Consider the following 16,719-nt stretch of genomic DNA (forward strand, 5'->3'; position numbering starts at 1 on the left):
GTTATCGACCTCCACAGATTTGAGACCATTTTTTGAGGAATTCAAGGAGCTGGACCGGGGGTCTGACCCAAGCCTGCGCGTCAGTGGGCCTCCACTCTGCCCTGGCCAGCACGCCCAACCCCCGGCCTTTAATCGCCTGAAATGCGTCCTCGTCGGAGAGACCATCCCCAAGGTAGGCCGATACGGCGTCAGCCCCGGCCTCGTCAAGCACCGTTCTGACGGCATTTCCCTTGTCGTGGCCCGGGGGCCTCAGTTCGATCCCACCGTAGAAATCGTTAAGGACCAGGCCCCTTCGCCGGGCAATACGAAACCACGCCTTTCTGGCATTTGCACTCATTTCATCGGATATGCCGACGGCCCCGGCAAAGTGGAGGGCCACACAGCCGGGTTTCCGTTCGCTTATCTCCCCTATCCCGGCATCTCTGGCCCACTCATCGGCCTCGATGAACCCCCTCATTTCCTCCTCCAGGATATCGCCGGTGGTCAGGTGCCCATTCGAAAGAAGCCGTTCCATACCATGACAGCCCCATATTTCAGGGAAGGGGTCAAGACCCAGAAGCCGGACCAGATCCATAATCCCGCGCCCGCTTATAATAACAAGGCGACAACGCCCACTGTCAATGATGGCGCCCAATTCCTCTCTGACGCCTTCATAGGGAAATGCCTTTCTTCTGTCGACGTCCAGGGGTGCCAGGGTCCCGTCATAATCCAGCATCAGGACCCGCTTGTCATGCTCTGCCGCCTCCAGGGCCTCCCATAGACTGTCTATTTGCTCGTGCCCCTCCCTGTTCAAACGGCTTCCTCCGGAAAATTACCACCCACCTCATTTTTTGGTTCATCCTGGAAATGAGTACCTGAAGGATGACCAGATTTTGTGAAAAGCTAACTTAACACAGGGTGCACAGAGTTTCACAGGGTAACACAGGGTTTATTCAAAACAAGTTAACGAGGTTTCGCGAAGTTTAAAACCAGGACCTTGTGGTTTTCAGACCTCCTCTGCCTGCCAAGCCGACTTGTCAGCCATAGCTTTAGCGACGGCTGAAGCTTTACGCAAAGGCTGGTTAAACCCTCCTTTAAAACCCTGCCTGTCCTGAGCTTGCCGAAGGGCGGTACAGCCTGCAAATCACGCCATCGGCGTGACCGTGGTAAATCAGCTCTTGACCTTTTCAGCTCCGCCCGGGATTGCCGCGCCTACGGTTTCACTCGGGCTCGCAATGACAGCAAAATAATAATAAAGGTACGCATTAACCGGATGAACCCATGTTTTAAACATACCATCCAATTTACTTTTGGGTGATTCTGGAAGTATTGGTCATTATTCAATAGCCGTCAAGATGTACCTGTGTACCTTTTTCGGCCCTTGCCCAAAAAAGGATGATTATGTATCTTTTCTCCGTACCATCACGATAACGCATATCAGCGATCAGCATTACTCATGGCGCTGTTTGCGAAAGGACAAATTGGAGGAAATGATGGCTAAGATAAAAACCAGGCAAGGTTTCGAAGATGAAATGCGGCACCGGATGGGAAACCAGATCATCACCAACGCCCTTAAGGGGGGCCTTATCGGCATCTGTGCTCCTGTAGGATGGCTGGCCATTGACATCCTCTTTTTCAGACCCCACGGATCCCCCCTGTCGGTGTATCTGGCGGATCAGATCGTGGGAGACATTCGCACCCTTTCCACCCTCCTTTACATGCTCCTCGGCACATCCCTGGCAATGGGGATATTCGGCGCCCTCATCGGGAAGAAAAATATGAAGCTGCTGAATGAAGAGAGAAAAATGTCCGACACCAACAAACTTTTCATCCAGAAGGAGGAACAGTTCGAGCAGCGGCTTTTCAACCTCCAGAACAGAATGCGGGGCATTACCAAGGTCAGCGCCTCTATCCAGCGCTCTGCGGATCTCAAAGCGGTTTTCCGCCTGTGTGCCGATGGAATTCACGATGTGCTGAACTTTGACAGGGTTAACATCTTCCTTGTGAACAAGAAGACCGGCATGCTCGAATGTCAGGAGACAAGGGGCAACCTGAACGAAGCTATCGCGGACATTCAGGTCCCCTTGAACGAGGCGGGTGGTATCCTTAATCTCACAATCAAGAATGACCGTCCATATGTCGTGAGGGGGTCGGAGGAGATGAAGCCCGAGTACATCCTTCAACACCCCTACGACCTCATAAAGGCGATCAGATCCGTATCTTTCATGCTCATTCCTTTTCACGACGGCGACGAACCGGTAGGTCTGTTCGCCGTTGACAACAAGTTCAAAAAAACGGCCATCCACGACGAGGAGGTTGACATCATCAGGGTTCTGGCGGATCAGACCTCGGTAGCCATCTCCAACATCAGGCTTATTCAGGGGATCAGACGTATGGATTACCTTATGAGCCAAGCGTTTAAAACCATAAAGGACAGGAGGGAGCGATACGCGCAGGAGACCCAGAAATTAGCCCTCGCCACCACCAGTTTCAGGAAATCCGCCGACACCATGACCATGGATGCGGAGGAGATGCTGACGGCCTCGGACCAGGAGATGAAAGTGGCCGAGGATTTCGACCGGGCTGGAGTTGAAGTGGCCGACCAGATGGATGACCTGACATCCTCCATGGAGGAAATAACGCAGGTGGTCCGGAACATGGGGGAAACCCTGCAGGACATCCGGACGAGGGCCGAAGAATCGGCCCTTGCGGACGAACGGGTAAAAGAAGAGGTGTCGTCCGGAGAGAAGGTCTTCAAGGAAGCCAGTAAGGAGATCGAGAACCTTGACCGATCGACGGACGTTTTCTTCAAGACCATGGAGGATTTGGCGGCCGGATCAGTGGACGTCAGGGATATGGTCAAGGTCATAGACGACGTGATGGATCAGACCAAGCTCCTGGCCCTGAATGCCTCCATTATCGCAGCCCAGGCGGGAACCCATGGAAGAAGCTTCGCCGTCGTAGCCGAGGAGATCGGGAAACTTTCCAGGGATGTCGAGGGCTTCACCGGAAAAATCAAAACCGCCATGGACGGATTTGAAAATGACCTTCAGGAGCTCATCAGGGGTACGGGAAAGATAAAGACTGAGGTAGGTACCGCCGTTGATAATTCCAGAAAGATGGAGGGCATTTTTAACAGGATAAGCCAGAGCTTCGAAAAATCCCACGATATCAGTCTTTCCATAAGAGACGAGACCCAGCGTCAGGCGGAATTCACGGTGAGTGTGGTCGAGACCTCAGGACAGGTCCAGGCCCTGGCTGCAAACCTCAGGGAAGGGGCCGATCAGTACAGGGCCAAAGCGGATATCATTACCAGGTCGGCCAATAGTATGCGGGAGATATCAAACAGATTGACCCGCACGGCCAAAAGCAACCAGTCCGAGAGTAAAACTCTGCTTCAGACGGTCAACGACTCCGAGCAGATCTTCGAGACACTCTTCGTAAGTCTCCAGGAGTGGAGGGAGTTGGGAAAGGACCTGCTTAAGGAGCTGGAGACTTTCGGGGTTTAGCCCTACCCTCTACCTCCCTCCCCCCGTCCACGCCGGAACCTCAATCGTATGGGGTTTCCGGCGAAGCCGGCCTCTTCCCTGATCCGCCCCTCAAGGTATTTCACATAGTTCTCCCTGATCTCGCCGGGACGATTTGTGAAGATAAGGAAGGTAGGTGGATGGGTCAAAGTCTGGGTAGCGTAGTAAAAGCGGACCCGCCTGCCCCTTACCAGAGGGGGCTGGTGACGCTCAACAGCCCTTACCAAAAGGTCGTTCAGCTCCCTTGTGGGGATCTTTTTCCCGGCTTCCCCGTAGACGGTTTCCACCGCATCAAAGATCCTCCCGACCCGCATCCCGGTGAGGCTCGACAGGGACACTATGGGTGCATGGTTGAAGAAGAAGAGCTGCTCCCGAATATCCTTGCACATACGGTCGAACGTCATATGGTCCTTTTCCATCAGGTCCCATTTGTTTAGAACAACAACCAGCCCTCTGCCGCGATCCTCGGCCAGCCCGGCCAGGCGGATGTCCTGTTCCACCAGGCCCTCAACGCTGTCAAGGAGAAGGAGGCATACATCACACCTTTCCAGTGCGGATATTGCTCTCATGACCGAATGGCGTTCCATGTCCATCCTGATCCTGCTTCGCCTGCGCACTCCAGCCGTATCGACAAACAGATAATGTCTTTCCCCATGCTTCAACAGCGTATCGATACTGTCCATGGTTGTGCCGGGGATCTCGGAAACAAGCAGCCTCTCCTCTCCCAGGATACGGTTGATCAGGGTGGATTTCCCCGTATTTGGACGTCCGATCACGGCAACCCGTATATCCCATTGCTCCCGGGTGGTCTCTCCCGCATCCGGCAGGTCCAAAACAACCTTCTCCAACAGTTCAGCCACCCCGGCCCCGTGAAGCGCTGAAACGGGCATCACACTGCCTAACCCCAGTTCAAAAAACTCCGCGGCTTCCATCTCACGCTTGTCCCCCTCGGACTTGTTGGCGACAACGATGACCGGTTTTTCGGTCCTCCTGAGAACGTCGGCAACCTCCATGTCGGCGGGTGTAAGGCCGTCGCGGGTATCCAGAACAAAAAGAATGACGTCCGCTTCTCCTATTGCCAGCATGGCCTGATCCCGGATAAGGGGAAAAAATCCCTCCTCAACGGTGGGGTCCAGTCCCCCCGTATCCACCAGGGTAAATTCCCTTCCCGTCCACGAGGCGACACCGTAGTTTCTGTCCCTGGTAACCCCGGAGGTGTCATCCACGATGGCCTTTCTCCTGCCCAGAATCCGGTTGAACAGGGTTGATTTGCCTACATTGGGACGTCCCACGATGGCTACGACCGGCATCTTCTCAACCCCCCTTTTTCAGGTCCTTGATGAAGTCCGCCTGCAGGTCATGGATCCCCTTTCCGGTATAGGACATCATGGCTTCCTCGAGGGAGAGCCCCCGCTGCAGATCCGATACGATAACCGGGATCATATTTTCCCCGTATTTTCCTTCCAGGTATTCAATAAATAGATAACTGGCCGCATAGGCCATGTTCCTCTTATCGGCGGGAAGGCTGACGTAACTGTCACCGAAAGAAAGCAGATCGAGAGAAAAGGCACCCTTCATGGCGTCCCGCAAAACCCTCTTCATCTCCACCGTTTTCCTTGCGGACGGCCTCTCCCCCAACTTCTGAGCCACTCCCTCCTGGAACCAGGCGGGAAGAACGCCGCCTGCCTGACGAAGGAGGGCGTGAACCATCTCATGACGAACAGTTCGGGTCAACACATCCCTGTCGTTTAATGAATCTCCCAGGTAGAGACGTATCCTCCCATCGTAGATACCTTTGAAAGCCGGGTCCACCGGTTTGGCTTTTTCACCCAGGTCCTCGGTCATGAGCAGAACATCGATGGGATGGGAGGGGAAAATCCCAAGGGCCGCGGTCAGGGAATCCATCTCCTCCTGTAGAATGGCCAGCAGTTCCCCCTCGAACTCAAGCTGTCTGGCCCCGCTGTAAAGCAGCCGGAAATACTGCCCCTTCTCGGCCACCATACCTTTATCCTCCTCCATGAGGCTCTCCAGGCGGGCGATATACTCACGGAGATTGGGAAGATCGGGATGGAACGCGGCCAATCTCACGGCGAGATTCCACGCGTCCTTGTATCTGCCATCTTCATAGTAACGGCGGGAGAGGCTGTTTAAAGCTTCCGGATTTTCCGGCCATACGCTCAGGGCTTCCTTTAACAGGGCTTCATTTTCCTCGATCCCTCGACCATTTTCCGCCGTCCGGGATAACCGGGCCAACCCCAGGGAGAGATTTTGGGCGATAACCGAATCTCCAGGTTTTGCGGCCCTCGCAGCACGGAGAATTTTCACGGCTCTCTCAAATTTCCCCTCCTTCATAAAGGTGATCCCCTGTTGGTTCAGGGCATGCGAGTCCGTCACTTTTCTATTTTCCAAAACGGGTTTTGGTCCCGTGAACGATGGCAGCCCTCTGTTGATGGCCAGAATCACGATGATGCACCCCACCCCTGCGATCAGCACTGCAACGGCCTTATTCATGGGGCATATCCATCCTTTTGCCGGCCCCAGGGTGTTCCAACGATTCGGCGGGACCGTCATATACCGGCAGGATCTGCTCCGGGCGGTTTACGATAATCTCCGGACCATTGTACTCCTGGACCTTCCCCAGAACGTACACTGTACGTCCCAGGAGATCCTCAGGGTTAAGCCCCATGGATGCAAACCGGGCCCGCCCCCTGGAAAAGAGAACTATTGTAAAGTCCGTCCTCCAGTTATCCCCGAAGTTGAGGTGAATAACCTTGCGTCCGCGATGGACGTTTCGAATCGTCCCGAAGACAACGCTCTGTCTCCCCACGACCGCGCCGGCATCTTGATCCTTCACCACCTGGAAAGCGCTGGAGCTGTAAATCCCCTTCCGCCCCTTAATGGCGCTTCCGGCCGCCCTGATTGAATGATCAGCGACTAAAGCGCCGCAGGGCGGTATCAACAGCGGAACCGCCAATCCCTCCCTTAAAAGACTGGTATTGATATTCACTCCACCCTGTTGTAAAACAGCCAGGGTTCGTCCGTACGGGTCTTTTTCGTTACACTCCTTCAGGGTGACCATCTTCCCCAGAGCCATTTTCCGTAAAGATCGCGTCGCCTTTGCGGCCCAGGGCTCACCTACTTCCGGAGCGTCTATTCCAAGAAGCCTGACCCTCGTCCCGCCCGCAAGCACCAGGGTATCACCGTCTATGATCCTCCCAACGAGGAACGTGCCGTCGGCGCCGGATGGTATCGGGACAGCGATCAGGCCCCACGCGGCCAATATTAACGCGGCAAGCTTGAATCGGAGATTCTTTGCGGGTATCATCATAAGCCTGATTGATACCACAAGAACATTGGATCTGACCAGAAAACAGAGAAGGAAATGACGCCATGTGGAAAATGCTGTTAACCATCCTCGCGGTTAACGTTCTGGCCACGGCCCCCATTAATGTTTACGCCCTGGAACAGGCGGCCCCCGTCGGAACCGTCGATTTCCTTCCCGAGGGGTCGGCGGCGCCGCTTTTTAAAGCAACCGACCATTCAGGCCGGACGATCGACCTTGCAGATTTTCTCGGCAGGGTGCCGGTTGTCCTCAACTTCTGGTCCATTTACTGTGACTCCTGTGTGGAAGAGATGCTCTCTCTGCAGAAACTCGAGGACAAATACGGCGGAAAGAACCTTGCAATCCTGGCAATAAACGAGGATATCAATATATCCCAGGATAGAATCCGAAGATTTCTTGAACGCCTGGAACGCTTCCAAGGCAAGGTAACCTACCCCATCCTTTTCGACCAGGATTCAGCCATCTTCAACTCATACCGGGGTAATCTTCTCCCCACGCTTGTCCTAATAAACCGTGATGGAAAGATCGTCTCGACATTCAGGGGATACACCGCGGAAAGCGAGCCCGACACCCTGGCAACGATCGAAGGCCTCGTTTCCCCTGAAATCCGGGCCACACCGGAAAAACCACCCGCCGGGACGGCAAAGGTTCAGTTTTCATCCGTTGCCGGTATGGCATCCCTTTGCGGTTTTTATGATGGGGGAAAATGGAAGAAGAGCTTTACGGGAAATGACAGTTTCGGCCAGGAACTGGAACTGACAAGAGAACTGGCCAGGCGGGACGCTACAAGACAGACCATCCTTTATGCTCTTAACGCCCAGGGGATCAAGCTTTTCTCCAACAGGCCTTTGCGCGGCTGCATCGATGAGGCAGGGATCCATCTTAACCGCGACCCATTCGACACCGGAGATCCTGCATCCAACATCCTGAATCTCCTGAATTACTCGGATTTCTTCACCACCACCAGTGAGCAGGAGAAGCTTGTAGGCAACACGTATTACGTCGCGAGGACCGTCAGAATAGACGTCGAGGCCCTGTCTAAGGAACTGGCCTCATCAGGATACCTTTTCAGCCCCACGAGAATCGAGTTCACATATGTCAACATGACCCCATTGGACCGGAAAGAGTTTCTCCAGTCCCTCCTCAGTCAATCCAGGTTTATCGGCAACTTTGAAAACCCGGTAATCACACCCCATTCCACCTCGCAGGTGTTCGAGGTCTACACCTCATCACAGGAATTCGCCGATGAGATCCTGAGTATGGATTTTTCGGACCTGCAGGTGTTCGTGGAACAGGTGACTCCATCGTCCCTGGAACTGGAGATCTGGAAAAAGGCGGAATAAAATACCGGTTGGTGAAATAATCAGGTTCCAGGTTTCGGCTCTTTTATCCCATTGGACTCGGGAAAAAGGTCCTCCTGTTCCCCGGCTTTGGGGGTCGGTCTTCGTCCCAAATGCCGGTAGGCCGTCTCAGTGGCCAGCCGCCCCCGTGGCGTACGCTGGAGAAATCCCCCCTGAAGCAGGAAGGGTTCGCAAATATCCTCGATCGTATCCCTCTCCTCACCCACGGCGGCGGCAATCGTATCGATCCCCACCGGGCCGCCTCCGAACTTGTCAATAATCGCTATCAGAACCTGGCGATCGAGTTTATCGAACCCTTGTTCGTCTATCTCAAGCCGTTTCAGGGTCAGACAGGCCACATCCCGGGTAATAACGCCGTTTCCCTGGACCTGGGCGAAGTCGCGTGCTCTTCTGAGCAGCCGGTTTGCTATCCTGGGAGTAGCCCTTGAACGTCGAGCTATCTCATCGGCCGCCTCAGGAGCAAGTTCGATCCTCATGATCGTCGCGGACCTGAGGACGATTTCCGTCAACTCCGCCACTGAATAGAACTCCAGACGGAAAACAACACCAAACCGATCTCTGAAAGGCGAGGAAAGCAGGCCCATGCGGGTTGTGGCCCCAATCAGGGTAAACCTGGGGAGATCCAGCTTTACGGTCCTTGCTCCCGGCCCCTTTCCGATAATCAGGTCGAGGGAAAAATCCTCCATGGCTGGATATAGCACCTCCTCAACCGTTCTGTTCATCCTGTGGATCTCGTCCACAAAGAAGACGCCCCTGTCTTCCAGGTTTGTCAGGATTGCCGCAAGGTCACCGGAACGCTCCATCGCGGGTCCGGAAGTCGCCCGGATCTCCACACCAAGCTCGTTGGCCAGAATGTGTGCAAGGGTTGTCTTTCCAAGACCCGGCGGACCATAAAGAAGAACGTGATCAAGGGCCTCTTGCCTCTCCCTCGCGGCCTCGATAAAAACACGGACGTTTTCCTTGACCGCAGATTGGCCGATATATTCCGCAAGGGTCCTGGGACGGATATCGGCCTCGAACACCTTGTCGTCGCCGGACTGTTCCGGATCTATGAACCTTTCGTCATCCACTGTACCTCTGGTAGGGTCGTAAAAAGTCCATACGTGGCTTTTTACTCAACGGGAAGCGAAAAGTGTCATTTTCTCTTCCCTCACAAATCTTCGATTTGGGCCCCCCTAAAGGGGGCGCCTTGATTCACAGTCTCAGGCCGAGGGTTTTCTTCCGGAAAGAACACTGAGACACTCACGTATCAGGTCGTTGAAGGAAGGCATTTCCCCCTGGTCTTTCAGAACGGACTTAAGCGCCGCTCTACCATCCTTGGCTTTGTACCCAAGGTTTGCGAGGGCGGATATAACGTCCGAGGTGATTGCATCATCGCGGCCCGGAACAGCCGCCCCCGGTGTTACCTCCACCGACTGCACCTTGTCCTTAAGTTCCAGGATAATCCTCTCGGCGGTTTTGCGGCCAACCCCCGGAACAGTGCATATCCAGCCGGCGTCCTCGCTGGATATGGCTTTGGCAAGCTCAGGCGCTTTCAGGCCTCCAAGGATGGCTAACGCGAGCCTGGGGCCAACCCCCTTGGCCTGAACCAGGAGTTTAAACAGCTCCATTTCATCCATTTCGGCGAACCCGTACAGATGTATTGCGTCATCCCGGACCACGGTGATCGTATTGAGAGAGACATCATCCCCCTGGGGGGGGAGGGTCATCAGCGTATTGAGCGATACGAAAAGCCGATAACCCACCGTGCCGGAATCGATAACGATAGTCCCGGAAGGGTCTTTCCGCGCCAGTCGGCCTTTTACGAGAGCGATCATCAGGCGTTGGCCGCCGCATCCTGCCGAAAAAGGTGTGTCAGGGCGGCAGCGAGGGCGTCCGCGGCATCCGGTGGAGGTACTTTGGAAAGGGTCAGTGTCCTGGTCACCATATACTGGACCTGCTGTTTGTCCGCCCGGCCATATCCGGCCACGGTCTCCTTGATCTGGGTTGCTGAATACTGGGCAGCCGGAAGACCGGACATCCGGCAGACCAGGATCACTGCTCCTCTCACATGACCCAATTGAAGCGCCACGCGCATGTTCCTGGCGGTGAATATATCCTCTATGGACAGGCAGTCCGGGCTGTGTCGGGAGAGGATGGCTTCAAGAGATTCAGCGATATGAAAAAGGGAGGCTTCCAGGGGTTCGCCGACCTTGGTCCTGATAAGGCCGTATTCAACAACCTTTTGACGGGTTCGATCTCCTTCAACAACCGCGTATCCTGTGGACCTCAGACTGGGATCAACCCCAAGCACACGCATCTCTCAGCTAGAGAGTTTCCATGACATCATCAGGGATGTCAAAGTTTGCATAGACTTTCTGGACGTCGTCGTTTTCCTCGAGAGCCTCTACCAGCCTCAATGCCTGCTCCGCCTGTTTGCCTTCCAGGGGTATGGTGTTCTGGGGAAGCATGGTTACCTCTCCAACCTGATAGACAATTCCCGCGGCATCGAATGCATCCTTGATCTCCTGGAACTTTTCAGGGGGGGCCGTCACCTCGATATCACCATCATTCTCACCGATGTCCTCAGCCCCGGCCTCGAGAGCAACCTCAACGAGAGAGTCGCCATCCACCTCTTTGCCGTCGAAAACGAAATAGCACGCCATCTGAAAAATCCATGACACACAGCCTGTTTCACCGAGATTCCCATTGTGTTTGGAGAAAAGATGCCTCACGTCCGAGACGGTCCTTTTACGGTTGTCGGTGAGGGTTTCAACGAGTATGGCAACACCGGCAGGACCGTAACCTTCGTAGGTGACCTCCTCGTAATTGACCCCATCCAGGTCACCGGTGCCCTTCTTGACGGCTCTTTCGATAGTGTCCATGGGCATGTTGCTGGACCTGGCTTTGGCGATGGCCTGCCTCAAGCGGGGATTGGCCTCAGGGTCGCCTCCTCCCATTTTGGCGGCAACGGTAATCTCGCGGTTGATCTTGGTGAAAATCTTACCCCTCTGGGCGTCCTGAGCACCCTTTCGCCTCTTGATATTCGCCCATTTTGAGTGACCTGACATCTTTCCTCCCTCTGAAAATGAACTCGGCCCATTTTACACGGGGAGCCATAAATGTAAATACGGGGTTGGGACGCCTTGCCCTGCCTCGGAGGTACGAAAGCGCCCAATTCCGAGGCAGCGAGTGTGGAGTAATGAAGGACAGAAAAACGGGCAGGTTCCGCATGTCGTCTCACAGGGCCTGCCCGATGGTGATGATCAGGTGATTGAAGGCTCCCCGGTTTATCCTCAGGAATTAACCCTGTCCCTAAGTTCCTTGCCCGCCTTGAAATAGGGGACGCGTTTGGAATCCACGTAGACCTTTTCCCCGGTCTTGGGATTGCGCCCCTCCCGGGAACGCCGCTCCTTTACCTTGAAACTGCCGAAACCCCGCAATTCAACTTTGTCACCCCGGGCCAGCGAGTCGGAAATGCTTTTCAGAAAGATATTCACAATCAATTCGGCTTCCCTTTTGGTCAGAACGTCAATATGCTCCACAAGAGCCTCAACAAGCCCAGCTTTGGTCATACTCCCTCCTTAAACAAATAGGCAGCCCGATCCAGGGGGATGTGGACAACCCCGAAAAAGGCTCCCGACCCTTCCTGCAAGTCCATCGATACCAAAAAACTAAACAAATTTGCGTTAGAAGTCAAGAGCTTAGGAAAATTAAAACGCCCTCCAAAGCTGAAGAAACCGACTGTTTTTCCCAAAAACACCACCTCTTTGGGCCCAGGCCAACGTCACGGTCTCCAACTGGTCCGTAAACGAACGTCCAAAAAGGAGGGCAATAAGACCCCTTCCCCGCTTTTTCGGTTCCAGAATTTTAGATGGCACCCCAGGCAGCCCCGCGAGTTCGGCGGCTTTTTCCAAGGCCACATTTATGTTTCCCAGTTCGTCAACAAGCCCGAGGTTCAGGGCCTGGCGTCCGGTGAAAATACGGCCGTCGAGGTAGGGGTTTATTTTTTCGAACTCAACCGGACGTCCAGCCACCACTGCCTCCACAAACTGTTCGCGGACATCCTTAACCATTTCGGTCAGGAGGGTTCTTTCCTCTTTCGTCAGCTCCCTGAAAGGGGACCCCATGTCCTTGTGAGCCCCGCTTTTTATAGTCTCGTTCCTGATCCCGAGCTTTCCAAAAAGCTCCTCCATGTTGGTAAACTCCATAATAACACCGATGCTTCCGGTAATGGTCCCGGGGTTCGCCACAATCCAGTCGGAAGCACAACTCAGATAATAACCTCCCGATGCCGCTACTGTTCCCATTGACACAACCAGGGGTTTTTTACTTTTGAGTTTGAGAAGCTCATCGTAGAGTTCCTGGGTTGGAGCGACGGCTCCACCCGGGCTGTCAATCCTCAACACGACCCCTTTGACCCGGTCATTGGTGCGAAACGAATTTACCTGCTCCATGTACCAGTCCACATCCGTGATAACCCCCTCGACCCTAAGCAGGCCGAGGGTGTTTCCAGCGAAGACGTCCGGTAAATCGCGGTGGAAAATCCCCAGGACGAAGGCCATAACAATGACGGCGATAGTCACAAGGATAATTATCTTCAATCCTCTGCTCATATCCTTTCCCCCTGAACCTTCTGCAGGTTTAACCAAGCCTGGTCCGCATCATCGTGGCGAAAAACGAAAAAAGCCGTGAAACCCTTCCCACTGCTATGGAGTCCACGGCCTTAATAGGGCTGATTATGGGGAAGTCAGGACTTCTCGGTCTCCCCTTTCTCGGCCTCCCCTTCCTCGGTCTTTCCTTCTTCAGCCTCCCCCTCTTCACTTTCGTCGTCCTCCCCACCACCTTCCACATCTTTTCCAACCTCCTGGTGAGGAGAGGGATCAGTCTGGTCCATCTGAGCCGCCAGAGAGGCTCCCAGGATGTCTCCAAGGGTGCCGCCGCCTTCACTGTTGTTGTTCAGGTAAGAGGAGTACTTCCCGGCGGAAGATCCTTCCTGTGCCGCCGTAATGCTCAGGCTGACCTTCCGCTCATCGGGGTCCAAACCCAGGATCTTGACCTTGACCTCGGACCCCGGAGGATATACCTCCTCGGCGCCCTGGCCATTTTCAAGACCCATCTCGGAAATATGGATCAAACCCTCAATGCCTTCCATTATCTGTACGAACGTTCCGAAATCAGCGTGGCTCACAACTTTGCCGGTGAGAATGGACCCGACAGGGTGCTTCGAACCGATCTCCTCCCAGGGATTTGTGGTAAGCTGTTTAAGCCCCAGGGAGAGCCTCTCCCTGGTTTTGTCAACACTAAGCACCACGACCGTTACGGGATCACCTTTCTTAACAACCTCGGAAGGGTGGTTGATCTTCCTTGTCCAGGACATGTCACTGACGTGGATGAGTCCGTCAATTCCTTCTTCCAGCCCCACAAAAGCCCCGAAATCGGTGAGCGTCCTCACTTTGCCGTCAATCATGCTTCCTGGAGGATATTTTTCGGCGACGACATCCCACGGGTTGGGTTCCACCTGTTTCATCCCAAGGGAAATCCTGCGGTTTTCCTTATCGAAATTCAGGACCTCGGTCTCGACCTGATCACCGACATCCACCAGCTTCGAAGGGTGCTTTATCTTACGGTTCCATGTCATCTCCGAGATGTGGACCAGACCTTCGACCCCATCCTCAAGCTTAACGAAGGCACCGTAATCGGTGATGCTTACAACCTTGCCGGCGACCCTGGAGCCCACTGGATACCGGCCGGCGACCAATTCCCACGGATCCTCGGTCAACTGCTTCATTCCGAGGGAAACCCTTTCCTTTTCGCGGTCGAACTTCAGAACTTTGACGTTGACGGTATCCCCCACGGTTAGAACCTCGGAGGGATGCTGGAGACGGCCCCAGGACAGGTCGGTAATATGGAGGAGGCCGTCAATACCGCCAAGGTCTATGAAAGCACCATAATCGGTGATGTTTTTTACGATCCCTTCCATTACACTGCCTTCCTCGAGGACCTTCAGGGTTTCCTCTTTCTTGCTTTCCCTTTCCTCCTCCAGAAGGACTCTTCGCGAGAGAACGACGTTGCCCCGCCGCGGGTTGAATTTAATAATCTTAAAGAAGAATTCTTCGCCAACCAGGCGATCCAGATTCCTGATGGGGCGAATGTCCACCTGGGACCCCGGTAGAAAGGCTTTAACGCCGATATCCACGGTCAGGCCGCCCTTGATCCTCGATATTATCTTGCCGCTGACAGGTTTGTTGTCGTCATAGGCCTTTCCAATATCGTTCCAGACCTTCATTTTGTCGGCCTTCTCTTTGGAAAGGTAGATCAGCCCCTCAGCATCCTCTTTCTTCTCGAGAAACACCTCCACCGAATCGCCGACTTCAACAGTTATCTCACCGTTTTCATCCTCAAACTGTTTCTTTGGGATTATTCCCTCGGATTTATACCCGACATCCACGAGAACACCATCATCCGTGATCCCGATAACGGAACCGGTTACGACCTCCCGTTCCTTGAGGTCCTTTATGCTCTCCTCGTAGAGCTTTGCAAAATCTTCCTCTTCTTCGTAATCATCGTCCTCAATATCTGCGCTTACATTGACAGGCTCCCTCGACGCATCATCGTCGTATTCCGCACCTGTGAGGGAATTTTTCTCTTCGATTATCATACCTTGGTAATCCTCCTTTAGTATTTTCTTTTTCGAACGGTTGCGGATTATCCTATATTTGATATACCATGTCAATCGCAATAAACGCCGGGAATACAGCTTTTACGGGGCTTTCCGGCAACATCGGGGCACCCATGATGGTGATGATTTCCGGCGGTCCTATCCCAAAGCCTTCTCCAGAATACCGACGACTTCATCAATAACCCAGCCGGGGGTTGAGGCGCCTGCCGTCACTCCAACCGTCGCTCCGGGGGGGATATGCAGACCCTCCAGCTCTTCGGCGCTTTCGATCTGGCAGGTCCTGGCGCATTCTTCCAGCGCCGCTTCGGTCAGCCTTGCCGTGTTGGCACTGTTTCTACCGCCCACAACGATCATGACATCCACTTTCTTTGCCATATTCCGCGCCTGTTTCCTTCTCGCGTCGGTCGCCTGACAGGTGGTTCTGAAGACCTTGATCTCCTTGCAGACCCCCACGCAGTAGGAGGCGACACGCTGCAGATTCTCCAGGGCATGTGTCGTTTGAGCGACGATGCCGACCCTGGCCTTTATGCCCGGACTTTCTTTCAGTTCCTGGACGCTTTTGGCCACCAGACTGTCAGCGGGGGCAAAACTCAGGATGGCTTTTACCTCCGGATGGTCGACCTGTCCTACGATGATGACCTGGTAATTTTCGTCGGCAAGGGTTTCCACCCGTTCCTTGAGCCTGTTGACGAAAGGACATGTGGCATCAACCACATTGAGGCCTTTCGCCCCCGCCATATCGATGACACCCTTCTGCGCACCGTGGGATCGTATAATAACGGTACCTGTCTCGATATCGTCCAGACTTACCGCCATCCGCAGCCCCATGGTCTCGAGACGCCGCACCTCCTGGGGGTTATGAATGATGGGCCCCAGGGTATAAACCGGTCCGGGACCTTTCCGGAGCGCCGAAACAGCCATTTCCACAGCCCTCTCCACCCCAAAGCAGAACCCGGCTGTTTTTGCCAGCAGAACCTTAGCCACCTTGATTCTTCCGTCCTTTAGATAGGTCGCAAAAAGTCCATCCATGGCTTTTTACTCAACGGAAAGCGAAAAATGTCATTTTCACTTTCCTCACAAATCTTCGATTTGAGCGCCCCAAAAGGGGCGCGTTGATGACTTCTTACGAAATCATCATCCTTGATAGGTCGTAAAAAGCCATGGATGGACTTTTTACGAAGTCTCCAATTCTTTAACCCTTCTGAAAATCAGATCAACGACATCCTCCGGGGACATGTCGGTCGTGTCTACAATGATGGCATCATCCGCACGCCGAAGGGGGGAATCGGAGCGGGTGGAATCGTTGTGGTCGCGCTCCTGCATATCATCTTCCACCTTATCCAACGGATCCTTTTCCCCCTGTCCACTGAGTTCAAGCCAACGTCTTTTCGCCCTCTCTCCGACGGCTGCGTCGAGGTAAAATTTGGCCCGGGTTTCAGGGAAGACGACCGTGCCCATATCCCTTCCCTCAGCCACCAGGCCGCCCCGGCTCCCTATTTCACGCTGCAGGCGCACCATGTGGCGCCTGACGGAACTGACCCCGGACACGGCGGAGGACGCGCGGCTCATCTCGGGGGTTCGAATAAGATCCGAAACATCCTCCCCGTCCAGGGTCACCCTCATTCCGCATTCGGTGTTGACGAAATTGATGTGAATTCTGCCGCAGAGAGCGTCGAGAGCAATCTCATCTTCCAGATCCAGGCCGTCCCTGACCGCGGCCAGCGCCACCGCCCGGTACATCGCCCCCGTATCAAGGTGGACATACCCCAAGCGCTTCGCCAATTCCCCGGCCACGGTGCTCTTGCCCGCCCCGGATGGTCCGTCAATGGCGACAACCTGCTTCATCGT

At 54.3% G+C, this 16,719-nt stretch carries 15 protein-coding genes; 2 read left to right on the forward strand and 13 right to left on the reverse strand.

What is annotated here, in order from left to right; genetic code table 11:
- Position 1: 1 nt before the first annotated feature.
- Positions 2-793: a trehalose-phosphatase gene (gene otsB, locus GXP52_01340; protein NOY85929.1), complete on the reverse strand. Its 792-nt coding sequence runs from the start codon at positions 791-793 to the stop codon at positions 2-4.
- A gap of 676 nt (positions 794-1,469) precedes the next feature.
- On the opposite strand from otsB, the gene GXP52_01345 reads away from it, so the two are divergent.
- A complete protein-coding gene (locus tag GXP52_01345; GenBank protein ID NOY85930.1) occupies positions 1,470-3,488 on the forward strand; it encodes a GAF domain-containing protein in 2,019 nt (672 codons plus the stop codon).
- A 2-nt stretch (positions 3,489-3,490) separates the two neighbouring features.
- Here the strand turns inward: GXP52_01345 and GXP52_01350 are convergent, their stop codons facing one another.
- From GXP52_01350 to GXP52_01360, 3 genes are read right to left on the reverse strand one after another with little or no spacing between them, the layout of a single operon-like run.
- Positions 3,491-4,816, reverse strand: coding sequence for a ribosome biogenesis GTPase Der (locus GXP52_01350; GenBank protein ID NOY85931.1), 1,326 nt, complete (start codon positions 4,814-4,816; stop codon positions 3,491-3,493).
- Between the two features lie 4 nt (positions 4,817-4,820).
- Positions 4,821-6,017 (reverse strand): hypothetical protein, encoded by a 1,197-nt coding sequence (locus tag GXP52_01355; GenBank protein NOY85932.1) that lies wholly within the window; start codon positions 6,015-6,017, stop codon positions 4,821-4,823.
- Positions 6,010-6,834: a hypothetical protein gene (locus GXP52_01360; GenBank protein ID NOY85933.1), complete on the reverse strand. Its 825-nt coding sequence runs from the start codon at positions 6,832-6,834 to the stop codon at positions 6,010-6,012. Before GXP52_01360 ends, GXP52_01355 begins: the two co-directional genes overlap by 8 nt.
- Positions 6,835-6,896: 62 nt before the next feature.
- Between GXP52_01360 and GXP52_01365 the strand changes: the two genes are divergently transcribed.
- Positions 6,897-8,192, forward strand: a complete 1,296-nt coding sequence (locus tag GXP52_01365) for a TlpA family protein disulfide reductase (protein NOY85934.1) — start codon at positions 6,897-6,899, stop codon at positions 8,190-8,192.
- A 20-nt stretch (positions 8,193-8,212) separates the two neighbouring features.
- Here GXP52_01365 and ruvB read toward each other — a convergent pair whose 3' ends face one another.
- The 9 genes from ruvB to GXP52_01410 form a co-directional block, all read right to left on the reverse strand.
- Positions 8,213-9,280: a Holliday junction branch migration DNA helicase RuvB gene (ruvB, locus tag GXP52_01370; protein NOY85935.1), complete on the reverse strand. Its 1,068-nt coding sequence runs from the start codon at positions 9,278-9,280 to the stop codon at positions 8,213-8,215.
- A gap of 132 nt (positions 9,281-9,412) precedes the next feature.
- Complete coding sequence (ruvA, locus tag GXP52_01375; protein ID NOY85936.1) at positions 9,413-10,027, reverse strand: Holliday junction branch migration protein RuvA; 615 nt, start codon at positions 10,025-10,027, stop codon at positions 9,413-9,415.
- Positions 10,027-10,509, reverse strand: coding sequence for a crossover junction endodeoxyribonuclease RuvC (gene ruvC / locus GXP52_01380; GenBank protein NOY85937.1), 483 nt, complete (start codon positions 10,507-10,509; stop codon positions 10,027-10,029). Before ruvC ends, ruvA begins: the two co-directional genes overlap by 1 nt.
- A 7-nt stretch (positions 10,510-10,516) precedes the next feature.
- Positions 10,517-11,260, reverse strand: a complete 744-nt coding sequence (locus tag GXP52_01385) for a YebC/PmpR family DNA-binding transcriptional regulator (protein ID NOY85938.1) — start codon at positions 11,258-11,260, stop codon at positions 10,517-10,519.
- Between the two features lie 225 nt (positions 11,261-11,485).
- Positions 11,486-11,764 (reverse strand): integration host factor subunit beta, encoded by a 279-nt coding sequence (locus GXP52_01390; protein NOY85939.1) that lies wholly within the window; start codon positions 11,762-11,764, stop codon positions 11,486-11,488.
- A gap of 138 nt (positions 11,765-11,902) precedes the next feature.
- Positions 11,903-12,805, reverse strand: a complete 903-nt coding sequence (gene sppA / locus GXP52_01395) for a signal peptide peptidase SppA (protein NOY85940.1) — start codon at positions 12,803-12,805, stop codon at positions 11,903-11,905.
- A gap of 134 nt (positions 12,806-12,939) precedes the next feature.
- Entirely contained in the window at positions 12,940-14,850 is a 1,911-nt protein-coding gene (locus GXP52_01400) for a 30S ribosomal protein S1 (GenBank protein ID NOY85941.1), read from the reverse strand.
- Between the two features lie 159 nt (positions 14,851-15,009).
- Entirely contained in the window at positions 15,010-15,900 is an 891-nt protein-coding gene (gene ispH, locus GXP52_01405) for a 4-hydroxy-3-methylbut-2-enyl diphosphate reductase (protein NOY85942.1), read from the reverse strand.
- A 144-nt stretch (positions 15,901-16,044) separates the two neighbouring features.
- Positions 16,045-16,716, reverse strand: a complete 672-nt coding sequence (locus GXP52_01410; protein ID NOY85943.1) for a (d)CMP kinase — start codon at positions 16,714-16,716, stop codon at positions 16,045-16,047.
- Positions 16,717-16,719: the final 3 nt, after the last annotated feature.

The organism is Deltaproteobacteria bacterium, from assembly GCA_013151915.1.
Taxonomy (GTDB): Bacteria; BMS3Abin14; BMS3Abin14; order BMS3Abin14; family BMS3Abin14; genus BMS3ABIN14.

What these genes read in the sequence shown, in the direction of transcription:
- GXP52_01345 (NOY85930.1), top strand. Translation starts at nt 1,470, where the DNA reads ATGATGGCTAAGATAAAAACCAGGCAAGGTTTCGAAGATGAAATGCGG.
- GXP52_01350 (NOY85931.1), bottom strand. Translation starts at nt 4,816, where the DNA reads ATGCCGGTCGTAGCCATCGTGGGACGTCCCAATGTAGGCAAATCAACC.
- GXP52_01355 (NOY85932.1), bottom strand. Translation starts at nt 6,017, where the DNA reads ATGAATAAGGCCGTTGCAGTGCTGATCGCAGGGGTGGGGTGCATCATC.
- GXP52_01360 (NOY85933.1), bottom strand. Translation starts at nt 6,834, where the DNA reads ATGATGATACCCGCAAAGAATCTCCGATTCAAGCTTGCCGCGTTAATA.
- GXP52_01365 (NOY85934.1), top strand. Translation starts at nt 6,897, where the DNA reads ATGTGGAAAATGCTGTTAACCATCCTCGCGGTTAACGTTCTGGCCACG.
- ruvA (NOY85936.1), bottom strand. Translation starts at nt 10,027, where the DNA reads ATGATCGCTCTCGTAAAAGGCCGACTGGCGCGGAAAGACCCTTCCGGG.
- ruvC (NOY85937.1), bottom strand. Translation starts at nt 10,509, where the DNA reads ATGCGTGTGCTTGGGGTTGATCCCAGTCTGAGGTCCACAGGATACGCG.
- GXP52_01385 (NOY85938.1), bottom strand. Translation starts at nt 11,260, where the DNA reads ATGTCAGGTCACTCAAAATGGGCGAATATCAAGAGGCGAAAGGGTGCT.
- GXP52_01390 (NOY85939.1), bottom strand. Translation starts at nt 11,764, where the DNA reads ATGACCAAAGCTGGGCTTGTTGAGGCTCTTGTGGAGCATATTGACGTT.
- sppA (NOY85940.1), bottom strand. Translation starts at nt 12,805, where the DNA reads ATGAGCAGAGGATTGAAGATAATTATCCTTGTGACTATCGCCGTCATT.
- GXP52_01400 (NOY85941.1), bottom strand. Translation starts at nt 14,850, where the DNA reads ATGATAATCGAAGAGAAAAATTCCCTCACAGGTGCGGAATACGACGAT.
- ispH (NOY85942.1), bottom strand. Translation starts at nt 15,900, where the DNA reads ATGGATGGACTTTTTGCGACCTATCTAAAGGACGGAAGAATCAAGGTG.
- GXP52_01410 (NOY85943.1), bottom strand. Translation starts at nt 16,716, where the DNA reads ATGAAGCAGGTTGTCGCCATTGACGGACCATCCGGGGCGGGCAAGAGC.